This is a genomic window from Methylobacterium guangdongense (assembly GCF_038442355.1).
GTDB classification, from domain to species: domain Bacteria; phylum Pseudomonadota; class Alphaproteobacteria; order Rhizobiales; family Beijerinckiaceae; genus Methylobacterium; species Methylobacterium guangdongense.
The window spans coordinates 112,604-126,213 of record NZ_JBBXMX010000002.1 but is presented as its reverse complement, the minus strand read 5'-3'; the positions used below and the strand labels follow the sequence as shown (position 1 = coordinate 126,213).

The 13,610-nt window shown below is 71.9% G+C and carries 14 protein-coding genes; 7 read left to right on the top strand and 7 right to left on the bottom strand.

The annotated features are described in order from the left end of the window. The first annotated feature begins 40 nt into the window (after positions 1-40). The 6 genes from AAHG09_RS04355 to AAHG09_RS04330 all read left to right on the top strand — a co-directional run bounded on the left by AAHG09_RS04355 (position 41) and on the right by AAHG09_RS04330 (position 4,386). The gene (locus AAHG09_RS04355; RefSeq protein WP_342105636.1) at positions 41-1,018 is read left to right on the top strand and encodes a glutathione S-transferase family protein; all 978 of its coding nucleotides are present in this window, start codon (positions 41-43) and stop codon (positions 1,016-1,018) included. 96 nt (positions 1,019-1,114) lie between these two features. Continuing rightward, complete coding sequence (locus AAHG09_RS04350) at positions 1,115-1,582, top strand: hypothetical protein (RefSeq protein WP_342105635.1); 468 nt, start codon at positions 1,115-1,117, stop codon at positions 1,580-1,582. A gap of 84 nt (positions 1,583-1,666) precedes the next feature. Continuing rightward, positions 1,667-2,581: a thioredoxin gene (gene trxA, locus AAHG09_RS04345; RefSeq protein WP_342105634.1), complete on the top strand. Its 915-nt coding sequence runs from the start codon at positions 1,667-1,669 to the stop codon at positions 2,579-2,581. Positions 2,582-2,733: 152 nt separating this feature from the next. Beyond that, complete coding sequence (locus tag AAHG09_RS04340) at positions 2,734-3,399, top strand: LON peptidase substrate-binding domain-containing protein (RefSeq protein ID WP_342105633.1); 666 nt, start codon at positions 2,734-2,736, stop codon at positions 3,397-3,399. Positions 3,400-3,411: 12 nt separating this feature from the next. After that, on the top strand, positions 3,412-3,615 hold the full coding sequence (locus AAHG09_RS04335; protein ID WP_342105632.1) for a Trm112 family protein: 204 nt from the start codon (positions 3,412-3,414) through the stop codon (positions 3,613-3,615). A 381-nt stretch (positions 3,616-3,996) separates the two neighbouring features. Beyond that, positions 3,997-4,386 (top strand): hypothetical protein, encoded by a 390-nt coding sequence (locus AAHG09_RS04330; protein ID WP_342105631.1) that lies wholly within the window; start codon positions 3,997-3,999, stop codon positions 4,384-4,386. A gap of 6 nt (positions 4,387-4,392) precedes the next feature. Here the strand turns inward: AAHG09_RS04330 and AAHG09_RS04325 are convergent, their stop codons facing one another. From AAHG09_RS04325 to AAHG09_RS04295, 7 genes are all read right to left on the bottom strand, one after another. Continuing rightward, entirely contained in the window at positions 4,393-4,755 is a 363-nt protein-coding gene (locus AAHG09_RS04325; protein WP_091719129.1) for a SpoIIAA family protein, read from the bottom strand. A 78-nt stretch (positions 4,756-4,833) separates the two neighbouring features. Further along, entirely contained in the window at positions 4,834-7,029 is a 2,196-nt protein-coding gene (locus AAHG09_RS04320; RefSeq protein ID WP_342105630.1) for a primosomal protein N', read from the bottom strand. A 105-nt stretch (positions 7,030-7,134) separates the two neighbouring features. Further along, positions 7,135-8,301: an MFS transporter gene (locus AAHG09_RS04315; RefSeq protein ID WP_342105629.1), complete on the bottom strand. Its 1,167-nt coding sequence runs from the start codon at positions 8,299-8,301 to the stop codon at positions 7,135-7,137. Positions 8,302-8,354: 53 nt separating this feature from the next. Continuing rightward, the gene (locus AAHG09_RS04310) at positions 8,355-8,612 is read right to left on the bottom strand and encodes a hypothetical protein (protein WP_342105628.1); all 258 of its coding nucleotides are present in this window, start codon (positions 8,610-8,612) and stop codon (positions 8,355-8,357) included. Positions 8,613-8,760: 148 nt separating this feature from the next. Beyond that, complete coding sequence (locus tag AAHG09_RS04305; RefSeq protein ID WP_342105626.1) at positions 8,761-9,897, bottom strand: alpha/beta hydrolase; 1,137 nt, start codon at positions 9,895-9,897, stop codon at positions 8,761-8,763. A gap of 126 nt (positions 9,898-10,023) precedes the next feature. Further along, on the bottom strand, positions 10,024-10,842 hold the full coding sequence (locus tag AAHG09_RS31885) for an App1 family protein (RefSeq protein ID WP_412759999.1): 819 nt from the start codon (positions 10,840-10,842) through the stop codon (positions 10,024-10,026). Between the two features lie 489 nt (positions 10,843-11,331). Further along, positions 11,332-11,730: a DUF3775 domain-containing protein gene (locus AAHG09_RS04295; protein ID WP_342105625.1), complete on the bottom strand. Its 399-nt coding sequence runs from the start codon at positions 11,728-11,730 to the stop codon at positions 11,332-11,334. Positions 11,731-12,077: 347 nt separating this feature from the next. On the opposite strand from AAHG09_RS04295, the gene AAHG09_RS04290 reads away from it, so the two are divergent. After that, complete coding sequence (locus tag AAHG09_RS04290) at positions 12,078-13,568, top strand: hypothetical protein (protein WP_342105624.1); 1,491 nt, start codon at positions 12,078-12,080, stop codon at positions 13,566-13,568. Positions 13,569-13,610 lie beyond the last annotated feature (42 nt).

Genomic DNA, 13,610 nt, shown 5'->3' with positions numbered 1-13,610 from the left:
CCCATCTGAGCCTGGGATCGTTCGCGGACGGGATACGACGATGGGCCTTCTGGTAGACGGCGTCTGGCGCGACCAGTGGTACGACACCGCCTCCACGGGCGGCCGCTTCGAGCGGAAGGCCTCGAGCTTCCGCAACTGGGTCACGGCCGATGGATCGCCCGGGCCGTCGGGGGAGGGCGGTTTTCCCGCGGAGCCCGGCCGCTACCACCTCTACGTCTCGCTGGCCTGCCCCTGGGCCCACCGCACCCTGATCGGCCGCGCCCTCAAAGGCTTGGAGGACGCGATCGGCGTCTCGGTGGTCGATCCGCATATGGGCGCGGAGGGCTGGGTGTTCGGCGACACGCCGGGCGCGACGCCGGACCCGATCCACGGCGCACGGCGCCTGTACGAGGTCTATCTGGCGGCCGAGCCGACCTATACAGGCCGCGTGACGGTGCCGGTGCTCTGGGACCGGCAGCGCGCCACCATCGTGTCGAACGAATCCGCCGAGATCCTGCGGATGCTGAACGGCGCCTTCGGCGGCTCCGGGCCCGACCTCTATCCCGAGGACCTGCGGCCTGAGATCGACGCGCTGAACGCCCGCATCTACGACCGGGTGAACAACGGCGTCTACAAGGCGGGCTTCGCCACCGCGCAGGCGGCCTACGCCGATGCCTTCGAGGCCCTGTTCGCGGAACTCGATACCCTGGAGGCGCGCCTCGATCGCGGCCGCTACCTCTGCGGCGAAAGGCTGACCGAGGCGGATGTCCGCCTGTTCACCACGCTGGTGCGGTTCGACGCGGTCTATGTCGGTCACTTCAAGTGCAACAGGCGCCGGATCGCGGACTACCCCAACCTGTCGAACTACCTGCGCGACCTCTACGCGCTCCCGGGGGTCGCGCCGACCGTGAACCTCACGCACATCAAGCGGCACTATTACGAGAGCCACCCGACCATCAATCCGACCGGGATCGTGCCGCTGGGGCCGGAGCTCGACTTCTCCGCGCCGAACGACCGGGCCCTGCGATTCACAAGTTAAGGCCGGCGGCCCGACGGCCGTCCGCGAGACCGTGGCCCTCGACGGCCGGCGCGCGGGGCCTAGTTCGGCCTGCAATCGGAGGATGCCCCAAACGCCATGACGACAAGCCTGCGCCTCGCCCTGTTCTGCGCCCTCGTCGGCCTGCCCGCCTCCGCGCACGCCCAGGCGGCGCTGCGACTGGAGGGGACCTGCGAGAAGCTCGTCATCGGCACGCAGGATCTGAGCGCGTCCTGCAGCCCGGTCCTCACCAACGCGGTCAGCCGCAACCGCACGAGCTTCGACTTCACCACCGCGGACGGTCAGACCCTCAGCTTCAGCGGCAACGGCGCCCAGCAGGAGGCCACCGAGGAGACCGATCCGCTGCAGCCGATCAACGTCGTGACCATCGGCAAGGACGCCGCCCCGACCCTGGCGATCGGCGCCTGCCGGTTCTCCACACCGGAACCGGGGCGCACGGCGATCACCTGCGAGGCGAGCGCGGCCGACGGGCGCCCCTTCGCGGGGACCTTCGTGACCGCCGCCAAGGCCGCCGCGGGCACGCCGGCCGCCGCACCGACACGCTGAGGAGGACGGCGAGTCCGGACTGGTCAGACGGCCTCGGAAGCCCCATTTAAGCGGCTCCAGCAAAAAGGTTCCGAAGCCAGACCGATGCTCAACGACACCCTCGCCGGAGGCACGCCGCCGGCCAGCGACACCGGCTCCCTGATCAAGGACACGACCACTGCGAGCTTCCGCCAGGATGTGATCGCCGAGTCGATGCACCGGCCCGTTCTGGTCGACTTCTGGGCGCCCTGGTGCGGGCCCTGCAAGCAGCTCACGCCGGTGCTGGAGAAGGTCGTCAAGGAGGCCGCGGGCGCCGTCGCCCTGGTCAAGATGAACATCGACGAGCACCCCTCGATCGCGGGCCAGCTCGGCATCCAGTCGATTCCCGCGGTCATCGTCTTCCAGAAGGGCCAGCCGGTCGACGGCTTCATGGGCGCGGTGCCGGAGAGCCAGATCAAGGAGCTGATCGGGCGCGTGGCCGGGCCGGTCCAGGATCCGATCGAGGCCGCACTCGCCGACGCGACGGCCTTGATCGAGGAGGGCGACCTCGCGGGTGCCTCCGAAATCTACGCTGCGATCCTGGAGCAGCAGCCCGACAACGTCCCGGCCCTGGCCGGCCTCGCCAAGATGCAGCTCGATGCCGGCGAGGTCGAGAACGCCAAGCAGGTCCTGGCGATGGTGCCGGAGGCCAAGGCCAACGACCCGGCGCTCGCCGGCATCCGCGCCGCCCTGGAGCTGGCCGAGCAGGCCGCCTCGCTGGGCGACCTCGCGGGCCTGCAGCGGGCGGTGGAGGCCGATCCGGACGCCCATCAGGCCCGGTTCGACCTCGCCCTGGCGCTGGCCGCCCGGGGCGAGCGCGGACAGGCGGTCGATCAGCTGATCGAGCTGCGCAAGCGCGACAAGGACTGGAACGAGGACGGCGCGCGCAAGCAGCTCCTGCAATTCTTCGAGGCCTGGGGCGTGATGGATCCCGACACGATCCGCGGGCGACGCAAGCTTTCGGCGCTCCTGTTCTCCTAAGGCGCCGGCTCGCGTCCCGCGCCACCCGTCACAGCGCTCTCCGCCCAACCGGGCCCCGGTTCGGCGTGAGAGAGCGCGGCAAAGCAAGGCCCTGGGACGGCAGCCCGATCGCACGGCGATCGGGCGCCATCCTGGCCCCTCTGGGAGGCGCCATGAGCACCCATGCGAGCTACAAGGGCCCGGCGGATTGCCCCGCGGTGATCCCGGTCTTCCCCCTGTCGGGGGCGCTGCTGCTGCCGCGGGGGCAGATGCCGCTGAACATCTTCGAGCCCCGCTATCTGGCGATGATCGACGACGCGATGCGGACCGACCGGGTCATCGGGATGATCCAGCCCGACCCGGAGGGCTCGGGCGCCGCGAACCCGAAGCTCTACCGCGTGGGCTGCGCCGGCCGCATCACGCAATATGCCGAGACCGGCGACGGCCGCTACTTGGTCTCGCTCACCGGAATCAGCCGCTTCCGGGTCGAGAGCGAGCTGGCCTCCACCAGTCTGTATCGGCGCTGCCACGTCTCCTACGACACCTTCGCGGTGGACTTCGAACCCCGGGCGGGCGAGGAGCATGTCGACCGCGCGGGCGTGCTGAAGGCCTTGCGCGACTTCGTGGAGTCGAACGACCTGAAGGTGGACTGGGCGGGGATCGACGAAGCGCCCGACGAGGCGCTGGTCAACGCCCTCTGCATGATGAGCCCGTTCGGCGTCCGCGAGAAGCAGGCGATGCTGGAGGCGCCCGACCTGAAGACCCGGGCGGAGATCCTGATCGCGGTCACCCAGATGGAACTGATTCGCGGCGCCGGCCCCGAATCGACGATGCAGTAGGTTTCACGCACGATGAGCAACGAGCTGACAGCCCCCGTCGAGGCGACCCGCGTCGACCCGAAGCTCCTGGAGATCCTGGTCTGCCCTCTGACCAAGGGCACGCTGGAATACGATTCCGCCCGCCAGGAGCTGATCAGCCGCTCCGCCAAGCTCGCCTACCCGATCCGCGACGGCATCCCGATCATGCTGCCGGAAGAGGCCCGGCCGCTGGATTGAGGGCGTCGGGCATTTGCCAAGGGAAAAGGGCGGCTGCCGGCGCCTCTCCCTCCCCCCTCTGCGGGGGAGGGGACGCACGGCGACGTCGCATCGCCCCAGTGCCGATCGGTGAGGCGGACCCCGCCAAGCAGCCCTCGAATTTCAGATCCGATCCGACCGCCTGAGCCCAAGCAACGCTCTGTGCCCCTCCAGGATATGGCCAAGCATCGGATCGCCACGGGTCGACTTTCCGGCCCGATCTGACTATAAGGTCTGATCTCGCCGGACATCTCCGGCGGCCATCATCTTACCGTGTCGCGCGTTCAGCGCGGAGTCATCCTCGATCGACGATTCTGCGTGCTGCCCCGCGCGGCACCTGAACCGCTGAAAGACGAACCCCGCATGCTCAAGTCCATCGCCCTCGCGGCCCTCGCCGCCGGCCTGTCCCTGCCGATCTGTGCCGCCGCGTTCGCGGAACCCGGCACGCATAACGGCACGTGGGCGGTGGAACTGGTGACCGAGAGCGGCCTGTGCAGCGCCCGCTACAATTACGCCCTCGCCATCCGCGAAGGGCAGGTGCAGCTCGTCTCCGGCAGTGCCGGCGTCCGGGTGAACGGGCATGTCGGGGCCGACGGCCTCGTGGGCCTGAGCGTCAGCAACGGGACGGCGACCGGCACCGGGACCGGCCGCCTGCTGGCCGGAACCGGCGCGGGCACCTGGAAGGTTTCGTCGCTCTGCTCCGGCCACTGGACCGCGCGGCGCAGCAACACGCGCACCGCGCAGGCCGAGTAAGTCCGCTCAGGCCGCCGCGGCGAGCCAGTTGCGCGCGTCTTCGAGACGGGCGCGCTCGAACACCTTGATCTGCGTCGGCGAGACGAAGTTGAAGGTCTCGGCCAGGGCCTTCAGCCAGGGCGCGTCGGTGACGAGGGCGACGTGGCTGATGCTCTTCATCATCGAGATGCCGAAGCGCGGGTCCTTGAAGAAGGCCGCGGGCTCCATGCCCTCGAAGGCGCGGATATCCTCGAGCAGCTTGATCTTGCCGCCCTTGTCGAGGTCGGCCTTCATGGCGGTCATCGCCGCGTTCATCTCCTCGTCGGTGATCTTCCCGTCGACCACGATCTCGGCGACATTCGAATCCGGCGTCTTGGTGTAGGTCAGCACTGATCGCTCCTCCGGGAATCGCCCGCGCCCCGGAGCCGGTCTCCGGCCCGGGGTCCGCGGCCCGTGTAGACGAGTCTCCTACAAAAAGCTCTGGGGGTCGACATCGATCGCGACCCGGACATTGCCGCGCACCTTCGGCCCCCGGGCGAGCCAAGCCCGCAGGTAGCCCTGGAGATCGACGTTGCGCTCGGTCTTCACCAGCAGCCGGAAGCGGTAGCGCCCCCGCACCAGGGCGAGCGGCGCCTCGGCGGGGCCGAGCACCATCACGCCCTCCGGCGGATCGGCGGCGCGGGCCAGCGCCTGCCCGTGCGCCTCCGCGACGGCGCGGTCGCTCGCCGAGACGATCAGCGCCGCGAGCCGGCCGAAGGGCGGCAGGCCGGCCGCCTCGCGGGCCTGGATCTCCTCCTGGTAGAACCGCTCGGCATCCCCCGACAGCAGCGCCGCGATCACCGGATGGTCCGGCTGATAGGTCTGAACCAGTGCCCGGCCGGGCTTCTCGCCGCGCCCGGCCCGACCGGTAACCTGTTGCAGCAACTGGAAAGTGCGCTCCGCCGCCCGGGGATCACCCGAAGTCAGGCCGATATCGGCGTCGAGCACGCCCACCAGCGTCAGGAACGGAAAATTGTGGCCCTTCGCCACGAGCTGCGTGCCGATCACGACATCGCATTCCCCGGCCGCCACGGCGTCGAGCTCCTGCCGCAGGCGCTCGGCCCCCCCCGGAAAATCGCTCGACAGCACGACGATGCGCCGGCCCGGAAACACCTCGGCCGCCTCCTCGGCGATCCGCTCGACCCCCGGGCCGCAGGCGGTGAGATTGTCGAAGGTGCCGCACTCGGTGCAGGCCTCGGGCCGGCGCTCGGCGTAGCCGCATTGGTGGCAGACGAGGGCCCGACGGAAGCGGTGCTCCACCAGCCAGGTCGAGCAGTTCTTGCACTGGTACCGATGGCCGCAGGCCCGGCACAGGGTCAGGGGCGCATAGCCCCGCCGGTTGAGGAACAGCAGCGCCTGCTCGCCGCGCTCCAGGGTGTGCTTGACCGCGTTGACCAGCGGCGGGCTGAGGAAGCGTCCGCGCTCGGGCTGGTCCCGGCGCATGTCGATCGCCGCGATGTCGGGCATCTTCCGGCCGCCGAAGCGCTCGGGCAGCAGCACGTACCGGTAGCGCTCCCGCGCGGCGTTCACCCGCGTCTCGATGGCCGGCGTCGCCGAGGTCAGCACCACCGGGCAGCCTTCCAGGCGCCCGCGCACCACCGCCATGTCGCGGGCGTGGTAGTGGACGCCGTCCTCCTGCTTGTAGGCGGTCTCGTGTTCCTCATCGACCACGATCAGGCCGAGGCGCGCGAAGGGCAGGAACAGGGCCGAGCGGGCGCCGACCACCACGAGCGCCTCCCCCTCGGCGACGGCGGCGCGCAGCCGCTCGCGCCGCTTGCCGCCGATTCCGGAATGCCACGCCGCCGGCCGCACCCCGAAGCGCGCCGCGAACCGGTCGAGGAACTGCGCGGTGAGCGCGATCTCGGGCATCAGGATCAGGGCCTGGAGCCCCGCCCGGATGCAGGCCGCCACCGCCTCGAAATAGACCTCGGTCTTGCCCGAGCCCGTGACGCCCTCAAGCAGGACCGGCCGGAGGTCGGCGGCCGCCGCTGCCTCGCCGGGAGGCTGGTGCCAGGGGAAGCCCTTCAGCAGCTCATCGACGGCCCCGCCCTGCGCGGGGGAGAGCGGCGTCCGCGGGAAGTCGGGATCGGGCCGCGGGGCGACCGGCTCGGGCTCGACCGCGACGGTCTCCAGGACGCCGTCGTCGATCAGCCCGTCTACCACGGAGGCGGAGACGCCGGCCTCCTTGGCGAGGGCGCTCTTGCCGCGCAGGGCGCCGTCGGCGGCGACCGCCAGGACCTTGGTGCGAGCGGCGGTCGGCCGGGACGGGGGCTTGTCGGTGATGCGGACCGCGACCCGGATCGTCTCGGCGGCGTTGGCCTCGTCGGGCAGGCGCAGCACCATGGACAGGGCCGAGCCCTTCGGAGCCAGGGTGTAGCGGGCGATCCAGTCGACGAGGCTGCGCAGCGGCTCCGACAGGGGCGGATAGGGCAGGCGGCCCGTCACCGGCCGCAGGTTCGAGCCGCCGGCGGTCTCGGCGAGCCCCCAGACGACGCCGACGATCTCGCGCGGGCCGAGGGGCACCTGGACCACGTCGCCCGCCGCGAGGTCCAGCCCTACCGGGACCACGTAGCTGTAGGGCGTGTCGAGGGCGAGCGGGATCAGGATCTCGGCGACAGACGGCATCAGGGCGTTTCGGCGGCTCCGTTCCGGGTCTGTACCATACAGCATTGTCCCGATAGGTGGTTTCCGGCTTTCGGAAGAAAGACGATGCACACCCAAGCTGTGGCTTCAGCGCGTCCGAAGGCCGGGCACCAGCGGCAGGGCGGCAAGGCTCAGGGCCGCCATCGCCCAGAAGGCCTTCGCCCCGAAGGCGCCGAAGAGCCAGCCCGAGGCCAGCGTCGCGAGCACGCCGGACAGGCCGAGGCCGAGGGTCCCGTAGAGGGCGAGCGCGGTGGCGCGCCGCTCCGGCGGCGTGGTCTCCTCGATCAGGCCGAGGCAGGCGAGGTGCAGGAGCGCGAAGCTCAACCCGTGCAGCGCCTCGGCGGCGGCGAGGGCCGGCACCCAGACGGTCGCGCCCAGCACCGCCCAGCGGAGCGCGCCCGCGCAGGCCGCCGCCGCGATGCCGGCCGGGAGGCCGATCCGCGCCAGGAGGGGCGGCCCGACCAGCAGGAAGACGAGGACCTCGGCCGCGACCGAGACCGACCAGAGCAGGCCCGCGACCCCGGCCGGGATCCCGGCCGAGCGCCACAGGATCATCGCGAAGCCGTCGTGCAGGGCATGCGCGCCGATCACCAGGGCGGCGGCCAGCACCGTGCGGCGGAAGCGCGGGAGCGCGACGAGTACGGCGAATCCCCGCCAGGGCGGTTCGACGGTTGCCGATTGGGTCCGGCGGGTCGGCAGGGCGAGGGATGCCGCGGAGGCGGCGAGGAACAGGACGCCGCTGGCCCATAGGGCCGCCGGGAGGCCGAGGGCCGCGATCAGCCAGCCCGCCGTCGCGGACGCCGCGATGAAGGCCGCCGAGCCGGCGGCGCGGACCCAGCCGTACTGGAAGGCCGCGCCGCCGCGCGCGGCGGCGAGGGCCAGCGCGTCGGCGAGCGGGGCGGGGGCAGCGGTGCCCGCCGCGTAGAGCAGGCCCGGCCCGATCAGCTGCGCGAACCCGGCACCGGGCAGGTGAGCCAGGACCGCGAGGCCCGCCACGGCGAGGCTCGCCGCCAGGATGGGGCGGGCCGCCTGCCGCCGGTCGGCCCAGGACCCGGCCAGGGGGCCGACGACGAGGCGCAGAGCACCCGCGGCAGCGAGCAGGAGTCCGATCGCGCCGGGGTCGAGGCCGCGGGCCGCCAGGAAACCCGGCAGGATCGGCGAGAGGACACCGTAGGCTCCGTAGAGCGTGCCATAGAGAATGAGGAAGCGGGCTAGGCCGCCCCTCCACCCTGCGCTGATCGTGTCCGCCCCCATCGGCGGAGCGTAGCACCGGTGCGGGCCCCGGCGTCAGGGCCGAAACGAATCCGTCAGCAGGGGCGGCGAACCGCGAAGCGGTAGCGGCGCCCCTGCGCGTCCAGCAACTCGCTGTCGGGACTTTCCTGCCAGACGACCTCGTCCTCGGGCCCTGCCGCATCGGTCAGGGTCGCCCCGCGGACGATGTCGAGGCTGAGGCCGAACCCGTAATTCGTGGCGGTCGCGTCGGTGATCGCGGCCGTGATGTCGGCCTCGTCGGGCAGGCAGGCGAACAGGACGCCATCGGCGATGGCGAGGGTGTAGGTTTGCACGGTTGGGCTCCAGCGGATTCCAAGGCATGGACCAGCATGCGAGCGCCCGAACCTAGGCATCGCGGCCAGGATGTGAACCCTCCCGATCGCGATGCTGCATTGCACCATTTCGTGAGGCCTGCGCCCCGCCGGTGCCGAAATCGCTTCTTCAGCGGCCCAGATGGGCGTCGAAGAACCGCGCCATCTCGCCGAACGCCTCCTTGGTTTCGGGCGCATCGGGCGTGAACAGGTACTGGGCGTGGGACATCCCCTCGAACACCTGGAGCGAGGCCTCGATCCCGGCCGCGCGCAGCTTCCGGTGGGTCCGCACGGTGTTCGACAGGAACAGGTCCCGGGTGCCGGTGAGCAGGAGCGCGGGGGGCAAGCCGGTGAAGTCGCCGTAGATGGGGGAGAGCTGCGGATCCTTCAGGTCGCGGCCGGCGGCGTAGAGCTTGGCGGCCGGCGTCAGGTAGCCGGAATAGCTGACGAGGACGTTGTCGATCCATTCGTTGGTCCGGTAGCTGTCGCCGGTCTCGGTCATGTCGGACCAGGGCGTGCCGAGGCCGATGGCGGCCGGCAGCGCGAGACCCTCGGCTTTGGCGCGGAGCATCAGGGCCAGGGTCATGCCGCCGCCGGTCGAGGTGCCGAACACCGCCATGTTCTGGGGCTTCTGCATGGTCTGCATGGCGCGCCAGACCGCGGTCGCGTCGTCCATGGCGGCGGGGTAGGGGGCGTCGGGCGGCATCCGGTAATCCACCGCGATCACCTTGAAGCCGCCGAGGCCGGCCATCAGGATCGCCTCCAGCGTGCCGGCCTCGCCGGGATTGTAGACGTAGCCGCCCCCGTGGATGTTCAGGAGCAGCCGGTTGCGGTTGGCCTCGGGCATCTGCCGGGGCTGGATCACGAAGGCCTTCACGCCGCCGATCACCGCGGGCTCGCTGGTGACGCCGAGTTTTTCGCGCAGGGCGGGGAGGGCGGCGGCCCCCGCGGCGGCGAGCTTGTCGACCAGCGCCTTCCAGGCCGCGGCGTCCGGCGGGTTCGCGTTCCAGGCCGGCACCCGGTAGGGCGCCGCCACGGCCGTGCGGAATTGCGGGCTCACCGTATCGGGCACCGGCACGACCTTGGCCGGGACCGTCCGCGGACCCGGCGCGGCATTGGCCGCCCCGATCTCGGCTTCCAGTTGCGCGAACGGGCGATCGGCCCCGGCTGCGGGCGCGGATGAGGGCGCCGGGGAGGGCGCGGCCTGCCCGAAGGCCGCATGGGTGCCGCAGGCGATCAACAGCAGCGCGGACAGGCTCAGGCGCATCTCGGTTCCTCCAGCGGCAGCCCGGTCTGCGAACCCCGTCTCGGCGGGCGCCGGCTGCGCGTGGACGGAGGGTATGGGACGGATCGCGCCGGACCAGGGGTCGGGATGACGTTCGCGGCCGCGCGTTCAGGCGTCGAGGCGCGGAAGCGTGGCCGGATTCGGCGGCTCGACCACAAGGGTCGCCGGCACCATCCCATCGCCCGACAGCGCGTCGGCGATCGCCTCCGGCGCGATCGGGTCCCCCGCCGCGGGGCCGGCGGGGTCCGGCGTGATCCGGGCGGTCTCGCGCCGCGGACCGGTCTCGGCGTCGGCGGCGTGCTCGTCGGCGACGCCGGCCACGGCCTCGGGGGCGATCAGGCCGATCGCGGCGGCGTGCTCGGCCATGGCGACGCTATCGGCGGCCAGCACCAAACTCGACCCCGCCCGGGCGACGGCGTCGGCCAAGCGCACGATCTCCTCGATGCGGGTCGCATTCCGCGACACGTTGCGGATGTAGACCGCGAGCACCCGCCCGGGATTCTCCTCGACGATCTGCGCGTAGACCTCCGGATCGTGCTGGCCGCTGTCGCCGATCAGCACGAAAGGCAGGTCGCGGTAGAGATCGAGCATGTGCCGGATCAGCGCCTGCTTGTGATCGGTCGCCCGGCGCGGGAGCGGATGCGTCCAGGACAGGCCCCATTCCCGCAGGAACAGCACAGGCCCCGCCGGGATGCCGTGCCGCTGGAAGAATTCCGACAGCATCTCGTAGAGGCCCCAGGGCGCCCGGGAGACGTAGAGCATCGGGTTGCCCTCCGTACCGCCCGCGCCCGCATGCAGGGCCCGGTACAGGGCGGCGACGCCCGGAAAGGCGACCCGGCTCTCGGCATCCTCCACGAACAGCCGCCAGAGCATCTTCAGCTTGTTGGCGACGCCGGTGCGCATCACCGTGTCGTCGATGTCGCTCACCACGACGCAGCGGCAATGCTCGGGCGGGATGAACACCGCGCCCTCCGCCGGGATTGGCGGCTCGCTCTCGAGGACGAGGTTCACCGCATGCCATGCCCCGGGCTCGGCCGGGGGGCTCGACGGATGCAGGTGCACGCGGAAGTAGCCGTCTTGGTCGGTCTCGACCTGAACCGCGGCCCCGCCGAACCGGGCGGAGACACTGGCCCCCGCCACCGTCCGCCGGGCGATGCGGCGGCGCAGATCGCGCCACTGCGCCCGGAGGGAGTCCGGATCCTCCCCCGGGGTCCCGGGGGACTGGCGAAACACCCGGCCGATCAGGAAGATCGCCTCCCGCGAGCCGTAGCCGCGATAGGGCTCGACCACGAGGCCGCCGCGGCCCTTGCCGCCATGCCCCTGCGCCCGGCGCACCGGCCGGACGAGGACGCGCAGCGCCTTGCCGGCGCCCCTGCGCACGCGGGAGGCCACCCGAGTCGCCACGGCGGCGGTCGATCAGGCCTGGGGAAGCTCGGGGCTGAGCCCCAGGACGTCGAGGCCCTCCTCCAGCAGGTCGCCGGCATCGGGCGAGCCCAGCAGCTCCTTCACGGCGCCGTCCCCCGCGGCCTCGCGTTCCCGGGCGAAGCGGACCGCCTCGCCCCACTCCTCCGGCTCCATGTCGCCGCGGCCGATATAGAGGAGCGCCAGCAGCTCCGCGCGGGCATCGTCGTCCAGCCCGCCGATCATGCCGCGGACCTCCTCCTCCGTGGCGTCGTCGGTGCCGGAGATCAGGACGTCGGTGGAGCCGTCGTCGATCGGGTTCGAGCCCGAATCCGGATCGGTGTTGCCCTCCTTCACCTCGATGGCCCGCAGCCGCATGACGATGTCGGTGACGGTTTCGACGGCGATATCCATGCGCTGTTCTCCGGACGCTGAAACGGGGGGCCCGCGGGGCCCTCAAGCCGCGACAACGGGCGAGCGGGCGCCGGGTTCGCCCCATCACCATCGAACCTGGCCCTTTGAACCTGGCCCGTCGAACCTGGCCCGTCGAACCTGGCCCGTCGAACCATGTCCATCGAACGGTGCATGCGTGGTTCGCGCCCCTTCCCGGCCCGATGGCCGTGCGTTAGAGCCTGGGAGACTTCTTCGATGACCGGACAAACCTGGCGATAGACGTGGTTTTTCAGAAGACTGCCGGCCCATCGCCCGCCGATACCGTCGATCTCCAAGCCTATCACTGCAGGTCCAGGCGCGCGCTTGCGGTGCTCCCGGCCCTCGGCGCCCTGGCGGCCGGCGCGCTGTTCGCGCCGGACCCCGCGGCGGCGCGGTCCGCGGGCTTCGAGGGCAGCGCGCCGAGCTGCTACGTCACCGGGGGCGGCGGCCTTGAGATCTGCCGGGACGGCTCGGAGGCCGAGGGCGTGCTGATCGCGCCCGCGCCCTGCGCCTTCGTGCGCGGCGTGCAGATCCTGAGGCTCCCCCGCACCGAGGCGCCCGGGCCGATCCAGGCCGTGTTCCAGGGCCAGACCCCGGCCGCATCCGGCCGCGAGGAGCCCTGCCCGGAGCGGCGCGCCACGGACAGCCGCGACGGCGGGTCCCTGCGCACGGGCCGCACCTTCGAGGCGCTGGTGACGACGCTGCCGCCGTCGGCCGACCGGTTCTGGGTCGATCTGCCCGAGGTCCGCGCGCGGTCCCGCGGCTGGTCGGAGCCGACACCCGCCGCCGAGGGGATCGGCCCGCGCGACCCGATCGCCATCGCCGGCCGCGACTGGGCGGGCGAGGCCTATAGCTACGTCTTCCTGCTCGGGCAGGAGCGGGTGGGCGTGGCCGCCACGTCGGATGACGCGAAGCCGTCGGGACGGCGCGGGCGGCGTCGGGCCGAGCCGGACGAGGCGGGACCGGGGCCGGCCGACGTCCGGCGCCGGGTCCAGATCGAGGCCCGCACCCTCGACTTCCAGAGCTTCGAGATCCGCACCCGCGCCGCGGACGGCTACGGGCTCGCCTGGACGCCGTTCGAGCCCAAGGGCGGCACGAAGGCCGGCCGCGGGCGGAGCGATCCACCCAACCCCGCGCCGGTGATCGACGAGGCCGGCAAGCCGGTGGCCTCGGCCTGCACGGCGCCGGCCTTCGAGACGCACGGCCTCGCCGGCTCGATCAGCATCGTCGATCGCACCTATCACTACGTCTATACCGACGTGCTGCCGGAGGATTGCGGCCTCGCCCCCGAGAAGCGGCGCACCGCACTCTACCTGCGCACCGCCCAGGACTTGGCCGGCCCGAAGGTCTGGTCCGTCGCAAAGAAGCTCGCCGGGCCGCTGCCGCCGGGGAGCCTCGTGCGGGTGGCCCGCGCCAAGGGGATGCAGCGCTGGGCGGTGTCCTACACCTGCCAGCGTCCGGCCAACGCGCCGGGCGGCCCGGTGGCCGATATCTGCCTGCAATACACCGCCGACCTGAACCTCGACGGGATCGGCGCCCTCAAGCTCTACGCCGATCCGGTGGAGGCGGGCCGCTCGCCGGCCTATCTCGGCCTGCGCTCGGGCGGCGACGGCAGCGGCCGCTTCGACCGGAGCGCCCATTTCTGGATGACGGACGCGGAAGGGAACCTCGACACGCCGTCGATCTATCCCAACAAGGCCGGCTTCCTGACCTGGCTCGACCGGCTCGCCCCGACCGCCTCGGGCCGCGACACGTCGAGCCTCTACGGCCGCCCGGTCTACTGGGCGACGTGGACGGTCCGGCGGATCGGCGCGCAATAAGCGGCGCGAGCCGCTATATGGACGGCTGAATCGCCGTTTGAG